Consider the following 22,742-nt stretch of genomic DNA (forward strand, 5'->3'; position numbering starts at 1 on the left):
CTGCCGCGCGCGAGCCCGGTTATGGCCCTTAGCAGACATGGCAGCCGGGTTCATCGACGTCCGCTTCCTTCGGTAGAGCGGTCACGGAGCGGGACAGGTCAGGACTTCAGCTTTTGACCCCACGTAAACCATTCGCGTTGATTTACGCGGCGCGTTCCTTGTCTGACTGCTCCTCTACGGCGGTCGCGGTTTCTTCCAACCCCTTTTCGTAATTGCCTGCGAACCTCTCAATACTATCGGCCCACATCCTCAGCATTGAGACCTGAAAGTGCATAATTGGCTTCAAGGCATTCATGCCGATTGCTGTCGCTGCGGCGATGCCTCTTTGTGGGTCGCGCGCGAAACGGTTTGAGTCAGCGGATTTGTCTGCCATGCTGTTCGCTCCTTCCCTCTGGCGTTATTTGCCTAAAGCTAGGTGTCGGGTTGAGCACTGCGTGATTCTAAACGTTCGGCCAAAATGTTATCTACCGCGAGCCTTGCAGCTCGGTCGTCATGCAATTCGTCCAGTTTTTTCAAGTAAGCGACAGCCGCTATTTGCAAGAGATCGAAATCATCTTCTCCGGTATCACAAAGATTGGCGACGTAGCGATAGAGGGCGGAACGCCGAGTATCGTTCTCGCTGATGCCGTTGTGTCGCAGCAAGTAGTTCCGCCAAGCAAACGCGCAGGCGCCTTCTGTGGCCTGAGAAGTCATGTGCACCTCCCAAAGGCCAGAGAAAGACTGACGGCCCGTTTCGTTCCGCGTATCTCTCAGATGTAATATTGTTCCGTAGCTGCGCTGCAAGGTGTTTGCAGCTGGACGACGTCGATGCTGCAGTCTGCAACTGTCGATAACCCAGTCGGTCAATGCGATTGGTTCGAACGGCCTTCGAGCGCACGCATTTCGAGTGGCGGGTTTGCGCGAATGATCGTGCGTGTGTTCCCCAGAAAATGAGACTGCACTACGTGCGAGACTTCCGGTTCTGGCCCCCAGCCGACCTGCCGGGCGCGTTCAGTCGTGGACCGCTTCTGACCCCCAAGTAGACGTTCAGTGCTGTTCAACCGGCCACAGCCTCCCGGCTGACCAGCGGGTATTTTTATCCGCAGCTCTTGGGTGCCGCCTTGCTGATCGGCAGTTCGCTTATACCCTGCATGATACAGGAATTGATGCGGTAGGCAGTGGCGCCCGCTCCATGTTTTCGACATGCGGTCACGCTAGATCGGCAGGGCAAAGTGGCCCACAAAAAGGGAGGTATCGATGTACATCAATTGGGACGTAACGATACGCTTTGATCCGAACTCAGTTCTGCCTTCCACAGAGCATGGCATTCCTGTTCCGAGCTACGGAAACTATGGTGGCCCAAACTATTCTGCTGGCGAAGAAGGTGGGAGGACTCCCGAGTTCGGGACAGCCGACTACTTGGCTCATCCTCCAAAGGACGATCTCGATCAGCTCTTTTATGCACACGATCTCGTCTATCAACATTTAAGAGATGGCACTGCGACCGCACTCCAGACGTTTGATGCAGACGCGAAACTGCTAGAGGGCATGTATGCGCTAACACAGTCAGAGCCGGCGCTGTTCGCTAACGACCCCGAAGCACTTCTCTATGAGGGGTTTGCCACTCTGGGCATTCTCGGCAAGATTGAAACTACGCCGGGTGAAAGTGAATATCTCCAAACAACGCTGCCTCCGGCCGAACAGCAGCTCTTCGCTGCCGCGGCAATACAAAGCTTTGAGACCGGACTCACTGAAACGCCAGGCAACGAATCCCGCAGCTTGCATGGCGCGTTGCACGTGTTCGAAGCTCATTTCGGAGATCTTCTGCTCGCGTAAGAGGAGCAGTTTAGAGGGACTGTCGATCGGCTATTTGCTGCCACGAGAAGGTCGCCCAACGGGGCGACCTTTGTTCGTCCCTCACGGCTTCCTTTGGGCTGCGAGTGTGTGCATGTCGGGCGGCAACATGTCTGAAGTTAGGGGTAGATCGGAAGTCGCTGGCTAACTGCTAGAATGACGCGATTGACCCGTAGCGGACCTGCCACCCGGTTCTGAAGTCCGGTTTTGACGCTAGCGGACACGACGCCGCGCCTATCTCGTTCTTCGCTCCCATTGCCGCCAACGGGGAAACGAGCGCGTGGCGTCACTAATGGTGGCCGCCCGATCCTCCACCACCCCCGCCATGTCCTTCGAGGAATACGTAATTCTGCCAACTGCGCATGCGCAGAAGGATTTTTCGGAGCAGTGACAGCTCGTGAAAATGCTCGGTGTAGATAGCGGCTTCGCCTTCCGAACCGAGCGGCACCTGGTAACCGGACACGTCATCGACGAGGTCAAGCCAGACCAGAGCCCGGTCTCCAGTCGGCGGCCCCTCGACATTCACTAGCGTGCCCGTGGTCTGAAGCTGGCCGCTGGCGATCGCATCAATCACGAGGCGGACCTTGGCCTTGAAGACGCGACCAGGTATGCCCTTGAACAGAACTTCACCTTCATTGCCAGGGCGAACACGCTGCAGGGTGTTTTGCTGGAACGCCGCTACCAAAGCCCGGTCCCTTTGGCTGTCGTTGACGAAAACCATGGCTGGACGGAAGGGCGCCGGGACCACATACACGCCCGGCCGCAGCGCCAGCTCGGTGACAAAGCCGCCTGTCGGGGCTCGAACAACGGTCTGGTCCAGATCGTATTGAGCATCCGCAAGCTCATTGCGCAAGCGCACGACGGCCGTATGTTCACCGTCAACTAATGCGCCGAATGCCTGTCGGGCTCGATCTTCTGCAGCAGCAGCCTCGGCGACCGTCTGTTTTGCCGCATCGAAGTTACGCGTTGCGGTGTCGAGTGTTGCCTTCGCCACAACGTTTTTCTGGAACAGCGTCAGCTGACTATCGTAGTTTTCCTGCGCGAGCTGCAGTTGGGCCTTCGCTTTTCCGGTCGCCGCCGAGGCCTGATCAACTGAAGCCCTGAGCTGGGCAACATTGGCCTCCGCGTCCGCCAGCCCCGCCCGCTTTTGCGCGACGACATATTCGTAAGGCTTGGGATCGATCTTGAAGAGAACTTCTCCGGCTTCGAGGTGCTGATTGGTACGGTCCTCAACCGGCACCTCGATCACGCGACCCTTCACCGCGGGGAGCACTGGGGTAACCGCGAAATAGATGCGTGCGTTGGTCGAAAACGGGTGGTTGTAGGCCATGGTTATGAACAGCAGCGCCAGGCCAACGGCGCCGCCGAGTACTGCTGTCACCAGCGTCCATTGATTGACCGGGATTCTGAAAATCTTGAAGATGGCATAGCAGAGTGCGGCGTAGGTCAATACGAGCAAGATTTCCATCTGCGACCTCCCACTCCGAGCTTTGAGCGAGCATCAGCTATCGCCGAGCACCTCGGCTCTTCGCATCTGCCCCTTCCGTCGCAGGAGCGCTCACCTCGGCAGCTGAACCCGATGATCCAGGCGACTCGACTGCAACCCGGCGCCCGCCTTTGCTCAATTGAGCTGCTCGATCTCCGATCTCGAGCTTGGCCTCGATCTCTGCCATGCGATGCCTGAGTTCCTCCAACTCAGCCACCGCCTCCTTCGGCGAGGCCGGCTCGCCCGGCTGGTGAGCGAACCCCCAGCCTCGATCCGGCTGATACATCATTGCCCAAATCCAAAGGAACGGCCACAGCACATGCAGCAAGAACAGGCTGATCCAGCCGGCGGCGTGGATCGCGTCCGCGTGCGGATGGTGACGCGCGTGCGCGATCTTGGCTGGAATGTCGTGGATCGCGATCATGCCGTACACCAGAACGATCACCACGAAGAACAGCAAGCCGAGTGCGAAGTAGTTCAGGAATGGATCTTCCATGTCACTTTCACATTTTGACTCTGGATCAAGAATCGTTCAACGCGCTGCGTGGGCTCCGCATCGTGCAGTGACCATCGTTCGAGCGTCGAGTGCACCGAATTTTAGTTCGGCAGCTCATTCGTACTGTGCGCACACGCCTCTTTGCCGGCGAATGCAGCGGCGGACGGCTCGACGGGTCTGGCAGATGGTGGTCCTCGCCACGCAGACGCCGTTAATGAGCGTTCGGCCTGGGCCGCAGCCTACGGCCACTTGCGTGATCATGTCGTCCGGCTGAGGTATCGGCGAGGCGTTATGGCATTTGCCGAGGTTGCAACCGCTAAGGCGAAGCCTGCCACAGCAATCAGTCGATTCATCTTGCCTCTCCCTTGATCGTTCAAGGCACTGACACTGCACAATGAAACGATACAACCTGCGAGGAGGCGAACCTTGACGTGGGTCAAGGTTTCAACAGTCCGAAAGAGAGCATGCGTCAAAGACGCTGACCAAAAACGAAGAGCAGCAATCGTGAGCACTCGGAACAGCGGGCCGCCGCGCCGGTGCCGATAAGGGTGACCGATGTCTGCTTGTGGCCCATCAGAGAAGTGACGACACCCCTCGTTGACGTCCGCTTAATGGAGCGGAGCGGACTGGATTTGCTCAGTCTGAGTTCTTCGCTTGTTGACCCGGAACGGGCATTTTGAACGTGTTGAAAGTCGGCGCCCCAAGAGTTTCACTAACTCGGTGGGTTGCTGGTATCAGCGCTGACGATGGCGATCGGTCTGACGCATAGTGTCTTCGTTCCACTAAATTGAACCATCGACATTTTTCGAAGGTGCGCGAAACATTTTCGTATCCCTGTAACTTAAGTTAATCGTGGGGCCTATCGAAAGGTCGCGATATGGAACCGACCAATCGAATATCGGACCACATCGACCATAAGACTGCCCGGTCGATCTGTGACGAGGTGGGTGACAGATTGCAACAGAGGTTACCTCTCGAAGCCTCGCCTCTGCCGCCCTACCTCGAACGTCTAGTCGATGAATTGCGCAAACAGGAGCGTCTTCCAATTGATGGCGTCGCAGCGCCCGCTAACCGTTTCCTTCATGCGACGCGGCGGGTAGTCGCTGCCGTTTGAGCGCGCAAAGAAGAAGTCGTCGCCGTTCCAAACCGGCGGCGGCTTTTTCGCAATCTTGTCGCTGGAAATGGTGGCGCAGGCCTTAAACGTAAACCTGTTGTCTTTCGATACAAGGAGTGCCGATGATTTGGAGAGAGCTTTCGGAAATATAAGACGCGTGCTCTAAAGATCCAACAGCCCCGCGTCGCCGCTCTCGTCGGAGAACGCCAGCAGCGTGCCCTTGGCGTTCCAGGCGAGTGCCGCGATCGGCGGGGTGCCGTTCTTGCGGACCAGGATCTCGGCGCCGTCCTCCAGCCGCACCATCAGGATGGTGCCGTCGCTATAGCCGGCGGCGAGGATGTCGCTCTTGGGATTGCAGGCGACGGCAACGACCCGCGCCTGGAGCGGCGCGAGCATTGCGGGCTCCTTGCCCATCGGGCCGTCCTTGCTGGCGAACGGCCACATGATGACGGTGTCGGCGCCCGAGGTCGCCAGCGCCTTGCCGCCCGCGCTCCAGGACATCGAGCGGACGCGAGCGGGATAGCCGGTCATGCGCATATGCCTGTTGTCGGCGAGCCGCCAGCCATGCAGCGCCGGCTCGTGCATCGCGGTGACCAGAAACTTGTTGTCCGGCGAGAAGGTGACGGCGTGATGCGAGCCGGCCCATGGCAAAAACTCCGCCGTCGCGGCCATGTTGGGAAACCACAGCGTCACACCATTGTAATGGGAGATCGCGACCCGCAGGCCTTTTGGCGCGAAGGCGAGACCGCCGACGGTCGAGGGCACCTCGAGCGACTTCTCCTCGCTCTTGCCGCTCTTGACGGTGGCGACCTTGCCGGCCGACCAGGCGAAGGCGCCGTCGGGATGCAGCGCCACCGCATCGATCCAACGCCGCTTGGGATCGGTGGCGAGCAGCTTCACTTCGCCCTTGGCGTCGAGCGCGACCACCTTGCCGTCGTCGCCGCCCATCACCAGGCGCTTGCCGTCGCTCGCGGTCGAGAGAATGCCGCCGCTATGCACGGCGACCTTGCTGACCTCTCCATTGGCATCGACCAGCGCGACGTTCTCCTCACCGCCGACAAAGGCAACGCGGTCGGACAGGAAGTGCGCGGATGTCACCGCCATTCCGAGCGCAACCGGGCGGACCCGGTTGGTGGCGGAGACGATGGAGCGGGATTCGTTGTCGGGATCGAACTCTGACATCACGAGACGATGCAGCTCTCAAAGCCCTTGCGAATGGCCTCTTCCGGCAATTCGCGGCCGATGAAGACCAGCCGGCTCTCGCGCGGCTCGCCGTCCTTCCATTTCCGCTGATGGTCGCCCTCCAGCATCATGTGGACGCCCTGGAAGACGTAGCGGTCGTCATCGCCGCGGAACGACAGAATGCCCTTCGAGCGTAAGATCTTCTGGCCCTCGGTCTGCACCAGGTTCTGGAGCCAGGGCATGAACATGCCGGGATCGAGCGGCTTGTCGGTCTTGAGGGAGAGCGACTGCATCTCCTCGTCGTGATAATGCTTCAGGCCATGGCCGTGATCATGGTGGTGGTGATGGTCGTGGCCGTGATGGTGGTGGTGATCATGGTCGTGGTCATGATCGTCGGCCTCCAGAAAGTCAGGCTCGATGTCGAGGATGCGGTCGAGATCGAAGGCGCCGCGATCGAGCACGTCGGCCAAGGCCACCGAGCAGCGCTCGGTGCGGTGCATCTTGGCGTAGGGGTTGATGCCGCGGATGCGGGCCTCGACCTCGGCAAGCTCGCCCTTGGAGACGAGATCGGTCTTGTTCAGCACGATGACGTCGGCAAAGGCGATCTGGTTCTTGGCCTCGGGCGCGTCCTTCAGCCGGTCGGATAGCCACTTTGCGTCTGCGACGGTCACCACGGCGTCGAGCCGGGCGTTCTTCTGCACGTCCTCATCGACGAAGAAGGTCTGCGCGACCGGCGCCGGATCGGCGAGACCCGTGGTCTCGACGATGATGGCGTCGAACTTGCCCTTGCGCTTCATCAAGCCGTCCATGATGCGCACGAGGTCGCCGCGCACGGTGCAGCAGATGCAGCCATTGTTCATCTCGAACACCTCTTCATCGGCGCCGATGATGAGGTCGTTGTCGATGCCGATCTCGCCGAATTCGTTGACGATCACGGCGTACTTCTTGCCGTGGTTCTCCGAGAGGATGCGGTTCAACAGGGTGGTCTTGCCGGCGCCGAGATAGCCGGTCAGGACGGTCACGGGAATCTTGGAAGACGTCACTTCAGACATAAGAACTCCGACATCGGGCATTGCGCGCGACGCGCGGCGGGGTGGCCCCCACCCTAATGGTCAAGCGCGCTGGTCAGGGCCTTTATATTGTGCCTGACCATGTCAATGTAAGTGGGGGCAGGCCCCTTTTCCGCCGTCAAACCGTCCGAAATCAGGGTCCCGCCGACTTTAGAACCGGTCTCAGCCGCGATCCGCCGGATCAGCCGGTCGTCACTGATATTTTCGAGGAAAACGGCCGGAATTTTTGCGGCCCGGACCTGGCTGATAATGGCCGCGATATCGCGCGCGCTGGGCTCGGTTTCCGTGGAAACCCCGAGCGGCGCGATGAACTGGATACCGTATTCGGCCGCGAGATAACCGAAGGCGTCGTGGGTCGAGATCACCTTGCGCCGTTCCGGTGGAATTTTCGCCAGGGTCTCACGCACTTCACGGTCGAGCGTTTCGAGCTTTTCCAGATAGGCCTTGGTCTGGGCGCGGAAGAACTCGGCATCATCGGGCGCGGCGGCGGCCAGCGCGTTGCCGATATTGGTCACGTAGACCCTGGCATTGGGGATCGACTGCCAGGCATGAGGATCGGCGCCCGAGCCGAGCTTCAAGGGCGCGATGCCGGCGCTGGCCGTGATGACGGTTGCCTTGCTACCTGACGATTGCACGAGACGCGGCAGCCAGCCTTCGAGGCCGAGACCGTTGACGATCACGAGTTTTGCGTCCGCGACCCGCTTCGCATCACCCGGCGCCGGCGCAAACACGTGAACGTCGCTGTTGGCGCCGACCAGCGTGGTGAGGTTGACCCGATCAGCCCCGATAGTGCGGACGAAGTCGGCGAGGATCGAAAAACTCGCAACGACGTTCAGCTTTTCAGCGGCGTGCGAGGGCGTGACCGCGAACTGCGACGCGAGCAGCAGGAACAGGATGCGCCGCATCGTCGTCATGCTTCGAGATGCCGGCCAGGAAACATCTGACGGACCAGCCCGCCGATGCGGCCGAACAGCACGGAGACGACGTAAAACACCGTCGCCACCAGGATGATCGCGGGGCCCGAAGGCACGCGGGTCTGGAACGACAGCACAAGCCCGGCATAGCCTGATACTGCGGCAGCGATCACCGCAATACAGATCATCGCCGTGAGATCCCGCGACCAGAACCGCGCGATGCCGGCCGGCATGATCATCAGGCCGACCGCGAGCAAGGTGCCGAGCGCCTGAAAGCCGTTGACGAGGTTGACGACGACGAGCGCGAGGAAGGCAAGATGCGCCGGTCCCCCGGCGCGGCTGACGGTGCGCAGGAACAAGGGGTCGACGCTCTCGATCACCAGCGGCCGAAAGATCACCGCGAGCACCAGCAGCGTGATGGTGGCGTTGAAGGCGACGACCAGCAGCGTCTGGTCGTCCATCGCGAGGATGTTGCCGAACAGCACGTGCAGCAGATCGATATTGGTGCCCTTGATGGAGACGATGGTCACGCCCAGCGCGAGCGAGGCCAGATAGAAGGTCGCAAGCGAGGCATCCTCCTTCAGGCCCGTCGAACGCGCGACGACGCCGGCGAGGATCGCGACCGCAAAGCCGGCGACCAGGCCGCCAAAAGTCATCGCGAACAGATTGAGGCCCGAGAGCAGGAAGCCGACCGCGGCCCCCGGCAGGATCGCGTGCGCCATGGCATCGCCGACGAGGCTCATCCGCCGCAGCATCAAAAAGACGCCGATCGGCGCACCGGCGAGCGACAGCGCAATGACGGCCGCAAGCGCGCGCCGCATGAACTCGAATTCGGTGAAGGGGCCGATCAGCGCGTCATAGATCATCCCGGTCACGCCGCCTGCGAGTGCGCGTCGTCGGCGCAGGCCGCCGCGCTGTCGTCGAAGGCCTCGCACATCCGCATCGCGACCATGAGGTTTTCCGGCGTCAGCGCCTCTGATGTCGGGCCCCAAGCCACCGGACCGCGTGCCAGCACCAGCGTCTCGCTAAAATGGTTGCGCACCATTTCGAGGTCGTGCAGCGCTGCGAGCACGGTGCGGCCCTCGCCATGCCAGCGCTTCACCAGCGCCAGCAGGTCGGTCGTCGTCTTGCTGTCGATGGCGTTGAAGGGCTCGTCGAGCACGATCAGGCGCGCATCCTGCAGCAGCACGCGCGCGAACAGCACGCGTTGCATCTGCCCGCCCGACAGCGTTTCGATGGGACGGTTCTCGAAGCCGGAGAGCCCGACGGCCGCGATGGCATCAAGGATCTTTTTACGCGCGGTCTTGCCGATGCCGCCGAACAGGCCGGTACCGCGCCAGAGGCCAGTGCCGACGAAGTCGAACACCGAGATGGGGAAGGAGCGGTCGATCTCGGCGCTCTGCGGCAGGTAGGCGATATCGCGCGCGTCGATACCGCCGAGATGAATGGAGCCGGCGAGCGGCTTGACGATGCCGACGATGCCACGGAGCAGCGTCGACTTGCCGGCGCCGTTCGGACCGATGACAGCGACCAGCGCGCCGGATGCGACCTCGCCCTTGAGGTGGTGAACCGCCGGATGGCGGTCATAGCCGAGCGTGACGTTGTGGAATTGAAGCTGCGCCGCCATGGTCACCTCATCGCCAGAAAGACGATGCCCCAGAGCACCGCGCAGACGGCGCTGGCCGCCATCAGGCGGCCGGCCATGGTCATGCGCAGGATCGACCAGGGCGCCGCCTGCGCCGGATGCGGCGCGGCGGGATCGTGGACATGGGCGTGCGTATGATCATGCCCATGCGCGTGGTCATGCCCGTGGCCGTGGGAATGCGCGTGGCCGTGCGAATGGTCGTGATGATGGGCGTGGGACGCGGCGGGAACCATGCCTGGGACGTTATATTATAACATTACCTCTGTCCACGACCGGCTCGCCGTCATTCCGGGGCGGCTCGAAGAGCCGAACCCGGAATCTCGAGATTCCGGGTTCGATGCTTTGCATCGCCCCGGAATGACGGTGGAAGCCGTCTCACGGCTTGCCGATCACCATGGCAATCGCCGCCGCCAGGAACGGGAACGGCACCGAGACCGCGCAGCGGAACCAGACGAAACGGGCCGGCATGAACGGGATTTCCCACAAAATCACCCGCTGGAAGGCAAACAGGGCCCAGGCGACGACATAGGCGACCACCTGCGGTACGCCCCCGCCCGACTTCAGCGCCACCGTGCCGATGGAGAAGCCGATCACGGGTCCGCCAGGGGTGGCGGCGCCGGCGACCACGGCAGTGATGATGCCGAGCCAGCCGCTGTCCGGCCCGAGCCAGCCGGTGATGACTGACTGCGGGATGATCGCCGCGATGTAGCCGGAGCCGATCACGCCGAGCGCGATGCGCGGCACGATGTTGATGAAGTCCATCGAGCCTTCGCGCAGCGAAGCCGTGAACACCGGCTGGCCGCGGCGGAAAGCGATCAGGCCGACGCCGATCACCGAGCCCCAGAGCAGGATGTCGATCAGTAGCGCGGCGCTCACGTCTCGGCCTCCTCTGTCACGCGCTTCGGATAGAGGCGGACATAGACGAAGCGGCCGAGCGCGCCCGCAAGCACCGGCAGCGGCAGCGAGATGATGATCCGCCACAGCGTGAAATCGGTGCCCATGATCGGGATTTCCCAGGCCACTGCGCGGCCATAGCCGATCAGCGTCCAGCTCACGACCATGGCGATCACGGCGCCGAAATCGGCGCCGACCGTGAGCAGCGCGCTGCCCACGGGATAGACGGTGAAGGGCCCGCCCGGCAGGATCGCGCCGAAGGCGGTGCCGATCAAAAGACCCTTCAAGCCGGATTTCGGCCCGAGCGAGCGCGACACCTTTTCGTGCGGCAAAATCTCCGAGATGAAGGCCCCGAGCAGGCAGCCTGCGAGCACGCGCGGGATGATGCCGCCAAACAGCGCGAGATCGTGGGTGAGGATGTCGAGCACGCCATCGGTGCCGTCGCGGCGCCAGACCAGCGCCGCACTGACCGCGACCAGCACGGCGATGAAGATGGTCGACCAGCCGATGGGTTTACGGATGCGCCCCGGCCGCGGCTCGGACTCCGCGTCCTCGGCAGGCGCCGGCTGTTTCGGGGAAGGTTCTGACAACGGGCTCGGATCTGGCGGGGTGGGATGCAAGACCTGATTAAAGACGCCGTCCGCGTGATGCAAACGGAACGATGATGGGGCTCATGCGCGCGCGGCGCAGGGCTCTGCGGGAATTCCGCGCAGCAAAAAAGGCGGCCGCGATGCGACCACCTTTTTCTATTCCGTCATTCCGGGGCGATGCGGAGCATCGAACCCGGAATCTCGAGATTCCGGGTCTGGTCCTTCGGACCATCCCGGAATGACCGAGTGACTCACTCACGCCTTGTCGAACAGCGACTCCACATATTCCCAGTTCACGAGGTTCTCGACGAACGCTTTCAGGTAATCCGGGCGGCGGTTGCGGTAGTCGATGTAGTAGGAGTGCTCCCAGACGTCGCAGCCGAGGATCGGGGTGGCGCCGTGTACCAGCGGATTCTCGCCGTTCGGGGTTTTTGAGATCTCGAGCTTGCCACCCTTGACCTGGAGCCAGCACCAGCCGGAGCCGAACTGGCCGACACCAGCGGCCTGGAAATCGGCCTTGAACTTGTCAAAGCCGCCGAGGTCCTCGTCGATCTTCTTGGCGAGCTTGGCCGGCAGCTTGGTGCCGCCGCCATTCGGCTTCATCCAGCTCCAGAAGTGGATGTGGTTGTAGTGCTGGCCGGCATTGTTGAACACGGCCGGGTTCTTGCCGAACGAGCCCTTGACGATCTCCTCAAGGGTCTTGCCTTCCCATTCGGTCCCCTTGAGCGCGTTGTTGCCGTTGGTGACATAGGCCTGATGGTGCTTGTCGTGGTGGAATTCCAGGGTTTCCTTCGACATGAATTGCCCGAGGGCGTCATAGGCGTAAGGAAGTGGGGGAAGCGTGAATGTCATGGGTTCTTGTCCGCAACTGGTGGGGAACGTGGCTTAACGGTCACCCCTTATAGAAGGTTCCTCGTCCGTAAAACACCGGTATTTGTGCAGACGGGTGATGCGGCGGCGTGGCTTGATGGCCCAATTGCGCGGCAGACCATCGGTCGTTCAGCAGGCCTGACGTTCGACGCAAAATATCATTGCGTTTGAGGCGCTTATAAAAGAACGAAGGCAGTGCCGGGCGAACGACGCGGAAGAGAGAATCATGAGCATCGAGATCGACATTTTGAACGGCAAGGCCTCGTGGCCGATCGCAAAGCCGCTGTTCGACGCGGTCTGGCCGCGCCATGAGACCGAGAAGCTGCCCTGGGGCCATATCGAATGGGCCGAACCCGATCTGCGCGTGCTGATCGAGGAGTCCGCGGGCGGGCTGGTCTGCCATGCCGGCATTTTTTTCCGCACCATCCTTTGGAACGGCCACAAGATGCATGTCGGCGGCATCGGCGGCGTGGCGACGCGCGAAGACTGTCGCGGCCGCGGCTATGCGACGCTGGCGCTGGAGGCCGCAACCCAGACCCTACGCGCCAACGAGGCGGCGCGGTTCGCGATCCTGTTCTGCCAGCCGCACAATTTCGCGTTCTACGAGGCGCGTGGCTGGCACCGCTTCACTGGCGAGGTCCATGCCGAGCAGGCCGAGGGCCGCATCCGCTACGATTTCATGACGCCCTTCGTCTTCGATCTCGGCCGCGCGCCGCGCCAGGGCACCATCGACCTATGCGGCCTGCCGTGGTGAGCCCTGCGTGGTGGAGGGCTGGCAGCACCGCCCCCGCCCTATAATATGTCACCCATCATCTAATTTCCGCCGCGTGACATATGACCATCGACGCCCCCGTTGACGCCGCCCCGGTTCGCGCCGCGGTCCCCTCCTCCATCAGCAACCTGCTGACCGCGCCGATCCTGCCGACGCTGCTGCGGCTCGCGATCCCCAACATGATCGCCATGGTCGGCAGCACGCTGGTCGCGATCGCCGAGACCTCCTATATCGGCCGGCTCGGCACCATTCCGCTCGCCGCGATCGCGCTGGTGTTTCCCTTCGCCATGCTGACGCAGATGATGAGCGCCGGCGCGATGGGCGGCGGCGTGTCGTCGGCGATCAGCCGCGCGCTTGGCGCCGGCAACCGCGAGCGCGCCGCGACGCTGGCGCTCCATGCCGCCATCATTGGCCTCTGCGGGGGGCTGTTCTTCACCGTGCTGATGCTGGTGTTCGGCAAGTCGTTCTTCACCCTGCTCGGCGGCCGCGAGCGCGTGCTGGAAGAGGCCAGCGCCTATTCGAGCGTGCTGTTCTCCGGCGCGGTCGCGATCTGGCTCGTCAACACGCTCGCCTCCGTGATCCGCGGCACCGGCGACATGCGGCTGCCTTCGATGACGCTGATCGGCGTCAGCCTGGTGCAGGTCGCGGTCGGCGGCACGCTCGGGCTCGGCCTGTTCGGCGTGCCGCAATTCGGCATGCGCGGGGTCGCCGCCGGCCAGTTGATCGCCTTCACGCTCGGTGCGCTGTTCTTCATCTGGTATCTCGCCGCCGGCCGCAGCCGGCTGGCGCTGAACTTTGCCGCGTTCCGCTTCGAGCGCGCGATGTTCCTGGACATTTTGAAGGTCGGCGCGCTCGCCTGTCTGTCGCCGCTGCAGACCGTGCTCACCATTTTGATCTTCACAAAGGTGCTCGCCACCTTCGGCACCGAGACGCTCGCCGGCTATGGCATCGGCTCACGGCTGGAATTTCTGCTGATCCCGATCACCTTTGCGTTCGGCATCGCATCCGTGCCGATGGTCGGCATGGCGATCGGGGCCGGCCAGGTGAAACGCGCGCGGCGCGTCGCCTGGACCGCGGCTGCGGCGTCCGGCATCACGGTCGGCCTGATCGGCCTGATCGTCGCGCTCGATCCGGCGCTGTGGGTCTCGCTATTCACGCGCGATGCCGGCGTATCCGCCGCCGCGCACGCCTATTTCCGCTTGGCCGGGCCCGCCTTCGCCTTCTTCGGCATGGGCGTCTCGCTCTACTTCTCCTCGCAAGGCGCGGCCCATGTCGGCGGGCCCGTGCTTGCCTCCACCGCGCGCCTGCTGATCGTCGCCATCGGCGGCGTCTGGCTCGCCACGATCACCGCGCCGGCCTGGACGCTGTTCGCGCTGGTCGGCGGCGCCATGGTGGTGTTCGGGCTTTTGACGGCGGCGTCGGTTGCCTTCGCGCGCTGGGGTAAATGAAGGCGGGCACGCCTCAGGCTCAAGCCGCCGCCATCGCCTTCAGCGCGGTTGCCGCCGTCGCATAGCCGCCTCGCGCGCCATCGATGAAGTGGACGTGATCGCTGCGCAGCGCCGACGGCGTGAAGCAGGTCATCATCGCCGCGTCCTGGCGGTGCAGCCCGTAACGGACGATGCCGTTCGCCGCCGCCGCGGCGAGACGCTCGCTCAATCCGCGCTCGAGCTCCGGCGTGCAGTCGAGGATCATGCGCAACCCGTCGTCATATTTGCGGAAGTCCGAGTTCTCCACCACCTGCTGCGTGTAGACTTTTGGCACGAAGCCGCCGACCTTGAGATCGAAGCGCACGATCACATAGGCGAACAGCGTATAGGCCAGCACGCCGAGGCGGCGCCTCAGCAGCGAGCCGCCGCGCTGCGCGCGCGCCTCGTAGTCGAGCCCCTGCGGCGGCCATTTCAGCGGCGGCCCCTGCGGCGGCACCGGCCGCCCCGCATCCGGGCTGCGTTCGACCAGCGTGAGGATGTCCTCGATCGCCTTGCGGAAGGCTGCCGGATCAGCGCCGCGCGCCGGCACCACCAGCACCGACAGGATCAGGCCGCGCGAAGCCGGAATCTCCTCGAATCGGCATGACAGGCCGGAGAGATCCGGCTGCGTGCCATCCGGCGCCTCCGCGACCGCGAACTCGCCGCGCTTCATCGCGGCTTCCGCCCAGCCAAGGCCGCCGCCGGAGAACATCGCATAGGACAAGTTCGCCGACGGCCCGAACCGCGCGACGCGCACGTCGAGTCCCTGCGCGCGGATCGCGCTCACCGGCACCAGCGCGACGCGCATCTTCAGATCCAGATCCTCCCGCACCCAGGTCGCGGTCGCGGCTAGCGCCTCGCGGGCGCGTTCGAGATCGCCAGGGGCGACCGCAAAACTGGCGCCGTCGCCGCCAAACACGAAGGGGAATTCCCGCCCCTCCAGCGCATTGGTGATCCCTGCGATGACGGCGGCGCCGGCCATGTTGACCGCCTTGTAGCGCTGCGCGGCGATCGCCTTGGTGGAATCGACGATGTCGGCGACCCCAATGGTCCAGTCGTCGGGCACGCGCGAATAGAGCGCGGGGTCCATCAGCTTGGCGAAGCCGCGGAAGACGGGGATGCTGCCGTAGAAACTGGACGCTGATGTCATTGTCAAAGCCGGAAGGTTGCTCGCCAAGATACGAAGAAGGTCGCGATCGGGTTCGTCGATCATTGGCTGAAACCGCGCCGGACAACAAGATCGCGCCGCGCTGCATTGCCGCAGGCCCGTCATTGATCGACATCAAACCGCCGACCACCAATGCCGTCTAGGAATTGACGGGGGTAGGAGAGTTGCGAACGGGACGATCGAGGTGGCCGACTTCAGCGACAAAGAGTCCATTCCGCCACTGCGCCGGCGCACGGGGCTGGATGCGGTCAGCGCGGTGAAAATGTCGGAAGACCTAACCGCCGCCGTCGATGCCTGGGCCGAGGCCCATCGGCTGACGCGCTCGGATGCGATCCGCGCGCTGGTCGAGATCGGCCTCCGGGCCGCGCCCGTGACCCACCCGGTCAATCATCCCGTCGCCGCCTATCCCACCGAGATCGAGGAACTTGCGGTGAGACAAATCGGCGAGATGCTCGATCCCGCGCTGCCGGCCGACGAGCGCGAGCGGCGCATCCGCCGCCTCACCGAGGGGCCGCCGGAGTTTTCAAGAGAGCGGATCGATCTGCGGAAGCCGCGGGACTGAAGCTGCGCGCAAGCAATACATTCGCTAATGCAGCTTCGTCTCTTCCTTGTCGCGCGCGGCCGGCGCGTGCATGTCGTGACAGCCGACGAGGCGGACGAATTGCTGCGGATACATTTCGTGACCGTGGTCGCCGGAATTTTGATGCGACATCGGCACGCAATTTGTGGCGCCCTGCCTGCTCTGCGAGGATTCCACGGATGTCCGGCCCAGATTTGAAGCGGTCATGAACTGCTCCCTGTCGATTAGGGCAGATCGATTGACGTACCGCCATCGATTGCGCGGCATCATAGGCACAAACCCGCCGAAAAGGAATTGAGTTGGCTCAACTCAATTATGGCAGCGATGTTCCCTTAAGCCGTATTGCCCGCATCGATGGTGAACACCGTGCCGGTGACGTTGCGGCCGCCCTCACCCAGCAGATATTCCACCATGCGCGCGACGTCATCGGTATCGGGCAAACGGCGCAATGCACTGCGGCCTGCGATGCGCTTGCGGCCTTCGTCCGACAGATTGTGCGTCAGCTCCGTGTCGATAAAGCCCGGCGCGATTGCATTCACGGTGATGCCGACCTTGCCGACCTCGCGCGCGAGCGAGCGGGTAAAGCCGGTCGCGGCCGCCTTGGTCGCGCCATAGACCGACAGGCCGTTATAGCCGGTGGAGGCGATGATCGAGGAGATGTTGATGATGCGCCCCTCGCCGTCAGCCATCATCTGCCGCACGACGTATTTCGACAGGATGATCGGCGACAACACGTTGAGCTGCACCAGCGCCTCGATCTCGGAATTGTGCATGGTCGCGAGCAGGCCTTCGGTGCCGAGGCCGGCATTGTTGATGAGGCCGTAGATCGGGCCAAATTCGTCGCGGAGCAATTTCGCGAAGGCTGGGATCGCGTCGATGACAGCGAGGTCGCAGGCGCGGAAATGCAGGCGGCCGTCCGCCTCGCTCTTTGCAGCCAGCAGCTCCTCGCTCTCGCGCCGCGCAGCCGCGATGACGTTGAAGCCGGTGCCCGCGAGACGCTTCGCGATCGCTAGGCCGATGCCGCGGCTGCCGCCGGTGACGAGAACGTTACGCATCTGATCGCGCCAGCTTTCCGGCCGGGGTGACGTCGAGCGCGTCGACGAAGCGGACCACCGCCGGCACCTTGTGGGACGCGAGCTGCGCCCGGCATTGCGTCACGATCTGGTCGCGGATCTCTTTTGCGCGCGCCGGATCCGTGCCGTCGGCCAGGATCACGTCGGCCACGACGATGCCGCCGGTGATCGGGCTCTTTCGCGATTTCGCGCGCGACATCCGCACATCCGGATGACGGTTGATAACGGCTTCGATCTCCTCGGGGTGAACCTTGAGACCGCCGATATTGATGATGCCGCCGCGACGCCCGACAAAGTAATAGCGGTCGCCGCGTAGCTCGACCATGTCGCCGCTATCGACAAAACCGTCGCAATCTGCGAGCGCGGTCGCATTGCGACCGACATAGGCGTGCGCGATGCGTCTGGAGCGGATGCGCAGCGAGCCGTCGACGACCTTCATCTCGACGCCGTTGCTGACCGTGCCGACGTAATCGGCCGGAAAACCTTCGAGCCCGTCATTGACGGCAAAGCCGACGCCGGCCTCGGTCGAGGCATAGGCGTGGCCGACCGATGCGGTGGGGAATGCTGCCTTCAAGCCGTCGAGCACCGCCTGGTCGGCAATCTCGCCGGAGAGGCGGACATAGCCCGGGGCGAACTTCGCGGCAGCGCCGCTCATCAGAAGCTTGCGCCAATGCGAGGGCGTGCCTGATATGTGCGAGACGCCGCGCTCGTTCAGCCGCGCGACGTGATCGCCGAGCGCTTCATGCGGATCGGACAGCACCATCGAGCCGCCGCTGAGCACCGCACGCAGGAAGATCTGAAGGCCGCCATAGCGGCGAATGTCGTAGAACGTCGCCCACACCGGTGCAGATCCCCGTGCGGGGCCTTCGGCGACGATTGCGCCCGTCAGGGCTTCGAGCGTATGCGCCGCGATCTTTGGTAGGCCCGACGTACCCGAGGTCAGCATCAGCCATTCGGTGGCGCGCTCAGTCTTCGCCGGCGCGCTTGCCGAGAGCGGCAATTGCGCCGTCACGATCAGCGCGATGGCCTTCTCAGTCCATTGCCCGGGATCATCGGTGACGACAGCGTCGATCTCGGCGTCCGCGATCAGCGCGTCGAGATGATCAGGATTGAGATCGGGCGGACACAGCAGCATGCGCCGCGCGACGCCGTCGAGCTCGATCATGGCAAGGCCGGATTTGAGCTGGTCCGACAGTTTCAGCAGCACGGAGCGGCCTGCCAGCTCACGCAGGCGCCCGCCCAAAACCGTGTGCGACAGGACGTCGGTCAGCGACACCACATGATGGGCGTCGGAGATCGTGCGGCCCTTGAGCTCCGGGCTCAGATAGTCGCGAAGCGCAAAAATCTCACGCGGGGACATTTTCGTAGGCCCGCACGAAATCCCCGATGGTCGAGGGGAACGCCGCGTCCTCGGAAATCGTGAAGGGGTCGGTGCCGATCTCGTCCTCGAGGCGGGCGACCAAGATGGCGAAGGCGAGCGAATCAAAACCCGTCTCATGCAGGGATAGATCGTCCGTCAGCGGCGGCAGCGTGACGTGCTGCTCCTGTGCGATCTGCTTGATGGCTTCAAGGATCTTTAACCTTACCGACATGGCCTGCTCGCTTCTTTATTGTTGCGGCGGAGTGTCGAGCACCCGCCTCCCAATGTGCTTGAGTATCTCGCGCTTTGTTTACCCGACAGAAGTAAATTCCTTCTTGGACAATTCAGATAAAATCCGACCTATCTCCGATTTTTCGTCGCTTCAGATTCGGATCGAGCCGTCCAGAATGGACGCATGGACGTTCCGGTCGAGCGCAACATAAACGCCCGATGTCGGGTCGGCGAAGAACAGGGGATCGGCGACCTTATCCGGATCAAATCCGTCACGCGCGAGCTCACCCTTCTTCTGCTTGAACGTATCGGTCGCATCGAGCTCGCGCGCGATGCGGATGAAGAGCGGGTGCGCATAGGCCGGCAGGCGTTTTGCAAGATGCGCGGCGAGACCTGAGAGATGAAAACCCTCGTTCACGACCAGCGCGCTCATGCCGGCGCGGCCGTCGGTGCCGGGGATGCTGACGCCGTAGGTGGTGGCATCGACGACGCCGGCGAAGTCGCGCACGGCATCGTTCACCTCTGACGTCGCGACGTTCTCGCCCTTCCAGCGAAAGGTGTCGCCGACACGGTCGACGAAGTGGAAAAAGCCCTTGTCGTCAAGCTGCATGAGATCGCCGGTGCGGAACCAGGCATCGCCCTTGGCGAGCACATCGCGCAAAACCTTCTTCTCGGTCTCGCCGGCATCCGTGTAGCCCTCGAAGCGGCCGCCGCCTTCATCGGCGACGCCGATGCGCCCGATGGCTTCACCCACCTCACCGCGCCCGCACGTCAGGCAAAGGCCGTCAGCGTTACGCAGCGGCGCGCCGGTGTCGGAATCGACCTTGACGATCGCCGCCGGGAAGCGATGCGCGAGCAGCGGCGGAATGCGGCCGATTGCACCTGGCTTGCCCTCGACGTTGAACAGCGAAAAATTGCCCTCGGTCGCGGCGTAGAATTCCAGCACGCGCGGGATGGCAAAGCGCTCCTGAAAGTCGTCCCAGATGTCGCCGCGCAGGCCGTTGCCGCAGACCAGCCGCAGGCGATGGCGGTTCTCGTATTCGGACGGCGGCGCCTTGAGGAGATAACGGCAGAGCTCGCCGATATACTGGAACAGCGTGCAATCGAAGCGCACGATGTCATTCCAGAAGTTCGTCGCCGAAAATTTTTCGGCAATAACCACCGAGCCGCCGGCGGCCAGCATGCTGCAGGGCGCGACGATGCCGCCGACCGAATGGAACAGCGGCAGGCAGTCGTAGAGCCGGTCCTGCGGCGTGGCGCCGGTGAGGCCGGCGAACCAAAGGCCCCAGTTGAGAATGCGGCGGTGGCTGATGCTGGCGGCCTTCGGCAGGCCCGTGGTGCCGGACGTGTAGATCAGCAGTGCACGGTCGTTGATGGTGACGTCGCCATGCTCCTCCGCCGTGAGCGGATCATCGCTGACGGCTGCGAGTGCGACGTCGATCGAGCGTTCTGCTCGGGCATCGCCATGCGTCCAGATCTTTGGCGACGATTTCAGATGCGGCGAGGCGCCTGCCAGTGCGTCCGTCAGATCATGGGCGACGATGAGATGAGAGGACTTTGCGACGTCGATGCAATGCGCCAGCGACGGTCCGACCAGCTTTGTATTGAGCAACGCCACCACACAGCCGACCCGACTGATGCCGAGCCAGGCCGCGAGATAGTCGGCGCCGTTCGGCATGATCAGGCCGACCGTATCGCCCTTGGCGAGACCGACCGAGCGCGCCCAGCGCGCATAACGGTTGATGCGCCGCGCCAGCGTGTCGTAGTCGATCGTCACATCGTCGGTGAGAAGCGCGGCGCGCTCCGGCTGGCGCCTGGCCCAATCATCCACGACATCGGCGAACAGCCGACCCTGCAGCGTCTCGATGCGCGCGGTGAGCTCGATCGCCTTCAGCCAGATCTTTGATGCGGAGGGAGCTTTGACAGCTTTGAACTTTTCTTGGGGCTGCTCGATGATGCCGGTGGTCATTGGCCTGTTCTTTCGGCAGGTCTCGTCTCTCGTGCAGTAGCTATAAACCGCGAGCCCCTGACCAGGTGTTAAGAGACAGGGTAAAACACAGTTAGTCCTGCATTAACGCCAGCTATCCTTTACCAAGCCGAAGGGAACGGCGTGCGGGCGCAGGCAAATCTTGCGATACGGGCCTTAACGAGAAGAAGAGGCTCCCATGATCAGCAAGAGAACTTTCCTTCAGTCGGCCGCCTGTGCCGCGGCCACCCTCGCCGCTGACAGCGCCTTTGCGGTCGGTAACCCCGCCTATCCCTCACACAGTGTGAAATGGGTCGTGCCTTATGCGCCGGGCGGCGCGACCGACGTGTTGTCGCGGCTGCTGTGTCAGCGCCTGTCCGACAGGCTCGGCCAGACTTTTGTGGTGGAAAACAAGCCGGGCGCCGGCGGCAATATCGGCACACAAGCGGTGATCGCGTCGGCGCCTGATGGCTACACGCTGCTGCTGACCTCGACGGCGAATGCGATCAACGCCTCCTTCGATCCGGCGTTGCCGTATGACTTCGCCAAGGGCATCGCGCCGGTTGCCGGCGTCGCGCGCATTCCGCTGGTGCTGGTCGTCAACAACGACCTGCCGGTGAAGTCCGTCGCGGAGTTCATCGCCTATGCAAAAGCCAATCCCGGAAAACTGTCGATCGCCTCCTCCGGCATCGGCACCTCGCTGCATCTCTCCGGCGAATTGTTCAAGGCGATGGCGGGCGTGCAGTTCACGCACGTGCCCTATCGCGGCTCCGCGCCGGGATTGACCGACGTGATGAGCGGCCAGGTGCAGGGCATGTTCGACAACGTGACCTCGTCCTTTGAGCTGGTGCGCGCCGGCAAGCTTCGCGCGCTCGGCGTGACCACGCGCGAGCGCTCCGACATCTTGCCGGATGTGCCAGCGATCGCGGATACGCTTGTCGGCTTTGAGACCAGCTCGTTCTACGGCGTCGGCGCGCCGCACGACACACCGCCCGAGATCGTCGGTCTCCTCAACCGCGAGATCGACACGGCGCTGTCCGATCCCGAGATCAGGCAGCGCATCACCGATCTCGGCGCCATCGCGCTGCACGGCAATGCGGCCCAGTTCGGCGGCATGCTGACCGAAGAAACTGCGCGCTGGCGAAAGGTCGTCGAGCTGTCGGGCGTGCGGAAGGAATAAGGGGAGACGTATCCCGCGCTAGGCGGTCTCGAACAAACGGGCTATCTTCTGCTCTACCTTGCGTTGTCCTGACTATGACAGGGAGGCGACCCCGTGGCTCTCGACCCTTCGCAGATTCCGGTTCACGCCGCGACGTTCGAGCAGCCGCTGATTATTCTTGCGAACCGCCTGCGAGCCGAAGGTCCTGCCAGGGTCGTTGCGATCGGCTCGTCGACCACGGCGGGCGAAGGCGGCATCGCACCCTATCCGCAACGGCCGCTGGCCGAGCTTCGGAACCGATTCCGGGGACCATTTCCCAAGGCCACGATCGATGTGATCAACCGGGGCGTCGGCGGCGAAGAGGCCCCTGCGGAGCTAAGGCGGTTCGACCACGACGTCTTCGATCTGAACCCAGACCTCGTCATCTGGCAGGTCGGCACAAATTCGGTCTGGCAACCTGCCGACCAGAACCCGCCCTCGTTCAGGGAAACCACACAAGCCCTTAATGACGGCGTAGACCTGCTGCTCGCCCGGCGGATCGACGTGATTCTGATGGACCTGCAATACGTGCCGGCGCTGCTGACACCGGCCAAGATCGACAAGGCGCTCGCGATGGTCGATGCGATCAGCCAGATCGCACACACGAAGGGCGTCAGTGTCTTTCGCCGATTCGAGCTGATGAAAGCCTGGCACGACGTGGCAGAAATCTCGTTCGACCGGATGGTCGACCCAGGCGATGACACCCGGCTGCACGCGAGCGACTGGACCACAGAAAAAATGGCCGCGCAGCTGGCCGGTGCGATTGTCGACGCGGTGAACAGGGCGCCACCGCCATCAGGAGGCGTACCAAGCAGCTAGCGCGGCATGCGACGC

26 protein-coding genes are annotated in these 22,742 nt (G+C 63.1%); 7 read left to right on the top strand and 19 right to left on the bottom strand.

Annotated elements, in window-relative coordinates:
* Nucleotides 1–142: 142 nt before the first annotated feature.
* The gene (locus tag KUF59_RS37810; protein ID WP_212460341.1) at nucleotides 143–373 is read right to left on the bottom strand and encodes a hypothetical protein; all 231 of its coding nucleotides are present in this window, start codon (nucleotides 371–373) and stop codon (nucleotides 143–145) included.
* A gap of 38 nt (nucleotides 374–411) precedes the next feature.
* Nucleotides 412–693: a hypothetical protein gene (locus KUF59_RS37815; RefSeq protein WP_212460340.1), complete on the bottom strand. Its 282-nt coding sequence runs from the start codon at nucleotides 691–693 to the stop codon at nucleotides 412–414.
* 543 nt (nucleotides 694–1,236) lie between these two features.
* Here KUF59_RS37815 and KUF59_RS37820 point away from each other — a divergent pair.
* Nucleotides 1,237–1,815: a phospholipase A2 family protein gene (locus KUF59_RS37820; protein WP_212460339.1), complete on the top strand. Its 579-nt coding sequence runs from the start codon at nucleotides 1,237–1,239 to the stop codon at nucleotides 1,813–1,815.
* Nucleotides 1,816–2,122: 307 nt separating this feature from the next.
* Here KUF59_RS37820 and KUF59_RS37825 read toward each other — a convergent pair whose 3' ends face one another.
* The 11 genes from KUF59_RS37825 to KUF59_RS37880 form a co-directional block, all read right to left on the bottom strand.
* Nucleotides 2,123–3,301 carry an HlyD family secretion protein gene (locus tag KUF59_RS37825; RefSeq protein WP_212460338.1) on the bottom strand — a complete coding sequence of 393 codons (1,179 nt, stop codon included), beginning with the start codon at nucleotides 3,299–3,301 and terminating at the stop codon, nucleotides 2,123–2,125.
* A 37-nt stretch (nucleotides 3,302–3,338) separates the two neighbouring features.
* Entirely contained in the window at nucleotides 3,339–3,815 is a 477-nt protein-coding gene (locus KUF59_RS37830) for a DUF3302 domain-containing protein (protein WP_212460337.1), read from the bottom strand.
* 1,276 nt (nucleotides 3,816–5,091) lie between these two features.
* Nucleotides 5,092–6,111: a WD40 repeat domain-containing protein gene (locus KUF59_RS37840; RefSeq protein WP_212460336.1), complete on the bottom strand. Its 1,020-nt coding sequence runs from the start codon at nucleotides 6,109–6,111 to the stop codon at nucleotides 5,092–5,094.
* On the bottom strand, nucleotides 6,111–7,163 hold the full coding sequence (locus KUF59_RS37845; RefSeq protein ID WP_212460335.1) for a CobW family GTP-binding protein: 1,053 nt from the start codon (nucleotides 7,161–7,163) through the stop codon (nucleotides 6,111–6,113). Before KUF59_RS37845 ends, KUF59_RS37840 begins: the two co-directional genes overlap by 1 nt.
* Before the next feature lie 53 nt (nucleotides 7,164–7,216).
* The gene (locus tag KUF59_RS37850) at nucleotides 7,217–8,086 is read right to left on the bottom strand and encodes a metal ABC transporter solute-binding protein, Zn/Mn family (RefSeq protein WP_258770074.1); all 870 of its coding nucleotides are present in this window, start codon (nucleotides 8,084–8,086) and stop codon (nucleotides 7,217–7,219) included.
* Between the two features lie 5 nt (nucleotides 8,087–8,091).
* A complete protein-coding gene (locus KUF59_RS37855; protein ID WP_212460513.1) occupies nucleotides 8,092–8,961 on the bottom strand; it encodes a metal ABC transporter permease in 870 nt (289 codons plus the stop codon).
* A 5-nt stretch (nucleotides 8,962–8,966) separates the two neighbouring features.
* Nucleotides 8,967–9,722, bottom strand: a complete 756-nt coding sequence (locus KUF59_RS37860) for a metal ABC transporter ATP-binding protein (protein ID WP_212460334.1) — start codon at nucleotides 9,720–9,722, stop codon at nucleotides 8,967–8,969.
* Between the two features lie 2 nt (nucleotides 9,723–9,724).
* Nucleotides 9,725–9,973, bottom strand: a complete 249-nt coding sequence (locus KUF59_RS37865; RefSeq protein WP_212460333.1) for a hypothetical protein — start codon at nucleotides 9,971–9,973, stop codon at nucleotides 9,725–9,727.
* A gap of 142 nt (nucleotides 9,974–10,115) precedes the next feature.
* A complete protein-coding gene (locus KUF59_RS37870; RefSeq protein WP_212460332.1) occupies nucleotides 10,116–10,616 on the bottom strand; it encodes a hypothetical protein in 501 nt (166 codons plus the stop codon).
* Complete coding sequence (locus KUF59_RS37875) at nucleotides 10,613–11,224, bottom strand: permease (RefSeq protein ID WP_212460331.1); 612 nt, start codon at nucleotides 11,222–11,224, stop codon at nucleotides 10,613–10,615. Before KUF59_RS37875 ends, KUF59_RS37870 begins: the two co-directional genes overlap by 4 nt.
* Nucleotides 11,225–11,479: 255 nt before the next feature.
* Nucleotides 11,480–12,076, bottom strand: a complete 597-nt coding sequence (locus KUF59_RS37880) for a superoxide dismutase (protein WP_212460330.1) — start codon at nucleotides 12,074–12,076, stop codon at nucleotides 11,480–11,482.
* Nucleotides 12,077–12,320: 244 nt separating this feature from the next.
* Here KUF59_RS37880 and KUF59_RS37885 point away from each other — a divergent pair, with 244 nt between their 5' ends.
* Both KUF59_RS37885 and KUF59_RS37890 read left to right on the top strand, forming a co-directional pair.
* A complete protein-coding gene (locus KUF59_RS37885; protein ID WP_212460329.1) occupies nucleotides 12,321–12,848 on the top strand; it encodes a GNAT family N-acetyltransferase in 528 nt (175 codons plus the stop codon).
* 80 nt (nucleotides 12,849–12,928) lie between these two features.
* Nucleotides 12,929–14,314: an MATE family efflux transporter gene (locus KUF59_RS37890; protein ID WP_212460328.1), complete on the top strand. Its 1,386-nt coding sequence runs from the start codon at nucleotides 12,929–12,931 to the stop codon at nucleotides 14,312–14,314.
* Nucleotides 14,315–14,333: 19 nt separating this feature from the next.
* On the opposite strand, the gene KUF59_RS37895 is transcribed toward KUF59_RS37890, so the two are convergent.
* A complete protein-coding gene (locus tag KUF59_RS37895) occupies nucleotides 14,334–15,482 on the bottom strand; it encodes a DUF3095 domain-containing protein (RefSeq protein WP_212460327.1) in 1,149 nt (382 codons plus the stop codon).
* Here KUF59_RS37895 and KUF59_RS37900 point away from each other — a divergent pair.
* Nucleotides 15,482–15,643: a hypothetical protein gene (locus KUF59_RS37900; protein ID WP_212460326.1), complete on the top strand. Its 162-nt coding sequence runs from the start codon at nucleotides 15,482–15,484 to the stop codon at nucleotides 15,641–15,643. The two genes, KUF59_RS37895 and KUF59_RS37900, sit on opposite strands and share 1 nt — an antisense overlap.
* A gap of 41 nt (nucleotides 15,644–15,684) precedes the next feature.
* Nucleotides 15,685–16,062, top strand: a complete 378-nt coding sequence (locus tag KUF59_RS37905; protein WP_212460325.1) for a hypothetical protein — start codon at nucleotides 15,685–15,687, stop codon at nucleotides 16,060–16,062.
* Nucleotides 16,063–16,086: 24 nt separating this feature from the next.
* On the opposite strand, the gene KUF59_RS37910 is transcribed toward KUF59_RS37905, so the two are convergent.
* The 5 genes from KUF59_RS37910 to KUF59_RS37930 all read right to left on the bottom strand — a co-directional run bounded on the left by KUF59_RS37910 (nucleotide 16,087) and on the right by KUF59_RS37930 (nucleotide 20,713).
* Nucleotides 16,087–16,287 (bottom strand): hypothetical protein, encoded by a 201-nt coding sequence (locus tag KUF59_RS37910; protein ID WP_212460324.1) that lies wholly within the window; start codon nucleotides 16,285–16,287, stop codon nucleotides 16,087–16,089.
* A gap of 125 nt (nucleotides 16,288–16,412) precedes the next feature.
* Nucleotides 16,413–17,135, bottom strand: a complete 723-nt coding sequence (locus tag KUF59_RS37915; protein WP_212460323.1) for an SDR family NAD(P)-dependent oxidoreductase — start codon at nucleotides 17,133–17,135, stop codon at nucleotides 16,413–16,415.
* Nucleotides 17,128–18,513, bottom strand: coding sequence for a class I adenylate-forming enzyme family protein (locus tag KUF59_RS37920; protein WP_212460322.1), 1,386 nt, complete (start codon nucleotides 18,511–18,513; stop codon nucleotides 17,128–17,130). The genes KUF59_RS37915 and KUF59_RS37920 overlap by 8 nt, the downstream gene beginning before the upstream one ends.
* The gene (locus KUF59_RS37925; protein WP_212460321.1) at nucleotides 18,500–18,745 is read right to left on the bottom strand and encodes an acyl carrier protein; all 246 of its coding nucleotides are present in this window, start codon (nucleotides 18,743–18,745) and stop codon (nucleotides 18,500–18,502) included. The genes KUF59_RS37920 and KUF59_RS37925 overlap by 14 nt, the downstream gene beginning before the upstream one ends.
* A 150-nt stretch (nucleotides 18,746–18,895) precedes the next feature.
* On the bottom strand, nucleotides 18,896–20,713 hold the full coding sequence (locus KUF59_RS37930) for a long-chain-acyl-CoA synthetase (protein WP_212460320.1): 1,818 nt from the start codon (nucleotides 20,711–20,713) through the stop codon (nucleotides 18,896–18,898).
* Between the two features lie 196 nt (nucleotides 20,714–20,909).
* On the opposite strand from KUF59_RS37930, the gene KUF59_RS37935 reads away from it, so the two are divergent.
* Together KUF59_RS37935 and KUF59_RS37940 are read left to right on the top strand one after the other, a co-directional pair.
* Entirely contained in the window at nucleotides 20,910–21,890 is a 981-nt protein-coding gene (locus KUF59_RS37935) for a Bug family tripartite tricarboxylate transporter substrate binding protein (protein WP_212460319.1), read from the top strand.
* Between the two features lie 93 nt (nucleotides 21,891–21,983).
* Entirely contained in the window at nucleotides 21,984–22,727 is a 744-nt protein-coding gene (locus KUF59_RS37940) for an SGNH/GDSL hydrolase family protein (protein WP_212460318.1), read from the top strand.
* Nucleotides 22,728–22,742: the final 15 nt, after the last annotated feature.

The organism is Bradyrhizobium arachidis, from assembly GCF_024758505.1.
Taxonomy (GTDB): domain Bacteria; phylum Pseudomonadota; class Alphaproteobacteria; order Rhizobiales; family Xanthobacteraceae; genus Bradyrhizobium; species Bradyrhizobium manausense_C.

Excerpts from the sequence above, each read along its gene's own strand:
- KUF59_RS37810 (WP_212460341.1), bottom strand. The coding sequence starts at position 373 with ATGGCAGACAAATCCGCTGACTCAAACCGTTTCGCGCGCGACCCACAA.
- KUF59_RS37815 (WP_212460340.1), bottom strand. The coding sequence starts at position 693 with ATGACTTCTCAGGCCACAGAAGGCGCCTGCGCGTTTGCTTGGCGGAAC.
- KUF59_RS37820 (WP_212460339.1), top strand. The coding sequence starts at position 1,237 with ATGTACATCAATTGGGACGTAACGATACGCTTTGATCCGAACTCAGTT.
- KUF59_RS37825 (WP_212460338.1), bottom strand. The coding sequence starts at position 3,301 with ATGGAAATCTTGCTCGTATTGACCTACGCCGCACTCTGCTATGCCATC.
- KUF59_RS37830 (WP_212460337.1), bottom strand. The coding sequence starts at position 3,815 with ATGGAAGATCCATTCCTGAACTACTTCGCACTCGGCTTGCTGTTCTTC.
- KUF59_RS37840 (WP_212460336.1), bottom strand. The coding sequence starts at position 6,111 with ATGTCAGAGTTCGATCCCGACAACGAATCCCGCTCCATCGTCTCCGCC.
- KUF59_RS37845 (WP_212460335.1), bottom strand. The coding sequence starts at position 7,163 with ATGTCTGAAGTGACGTCTTCCAAGATTCCCGTGACCGTCCTGACCGGC.
- KUF59_RS37850 (WP_258770074.1), bottom strand. The coding sequence starts at position 8,086 with ATGCGGCGCATCCTGTTCCTGCTGCTCGCGTCGCAGTTCGCGGTCACG.
- KUF59_RS37855 (WP_212460513.1), bottom strand. The coding sequence starts at position 8,961 with ATGATCTATGACGCGCTGATCGGCCCCTTCACCGAATTCGAGTTCATG.
- KUF59_RS37860 (WP_212460334.1), bottom strand. The coding sequence starts at position 9,722 with ATGGCGGCGCAGCTTCAATTCCACAACGTCACGCTCGGCTATGACCGC.
- KUF59_RS37865 (WP_212460333.1), bottom strand. The coding sequence starts at position 9,973 with ATGGTTCCCGCCGCGTCCCACGCCCATCATCACGACCATTCGCACGGC.
- KUF59_RS37880 (WP_212460330.1), bottom strand. The coding sequence starts at position 12,076 with ATGACATTCACGCTTCCCCCACTTCCTTACGCCTATGACGCCCTCGGG.
- KUF59_RS37885 (WP_212460329.1), top strand. The coding sequence starts at position 12,321 with ATGAGCATCGAGATCGACATTTTGAACGGCAAGGCCTCGTGGCCGATC.
- KUF59_RS37890 (WP_212460328.1), top strand. The coding sequence starts at position 12,929 with ATGACCATCGACGCCCCCGTTGACGCCGCCCCGGTTCGCGCCGCGGTC.
- KUF59_RS37895 (WP_212460327.1), bottom strand. The coding sequence starts at position 15,482 with ATGACATCAGCGTCCAGTTTCTACGGCAGCATCCCCGTCTTCCGCGGC.
- KUF59_RS37910 (WP_212460324.1), bottom strand. The coding sequence starts at position 16,287 with ATGACCGCTTCAAATCTGGGCCGGACATCCGTGGAATCCTCGCAGAGC.
- KUF59_RS37915 (WP_212460323.1), bottom strand. The coding sequence starts at position 17,135 with ATGCGTAACGTTCTCGTCACCGGCGGCAGCCGCGGCATCGGCCTAGCG.
- KUF59_RS37920 (WP_212460322.1), bottom strand. The coding sequence starts at position 18,513 with ATGTCCCCGCGTGAGATTTTTGCGCTTCGCGACTATCTGAGCCCGGAG.
- KUF59_RS37925 (WP_212460321.1), bottom strand. The coding sequence starts at position 18,745 with ATGTCGGTAAGGTTAAAGATCCTTGAAGCCATCAAGCAGATCGCACAG.
- KUF59_RS37930 (WP_212460320.1), bottom strand. The coding sequence starts at position 20,713 with ATGACCACCGGCATCATCGAGCAGCCCCAAGAAAAGTTCAAAGCTGTC.
- KUF59_RS37935 (WP_212460319.1), top strand. The coding sequence starts at position 20,910 with ATGATCAGCAAGAGAACTTTCCTTCAGTCGGCCGCCTGTGCCGCGGCC.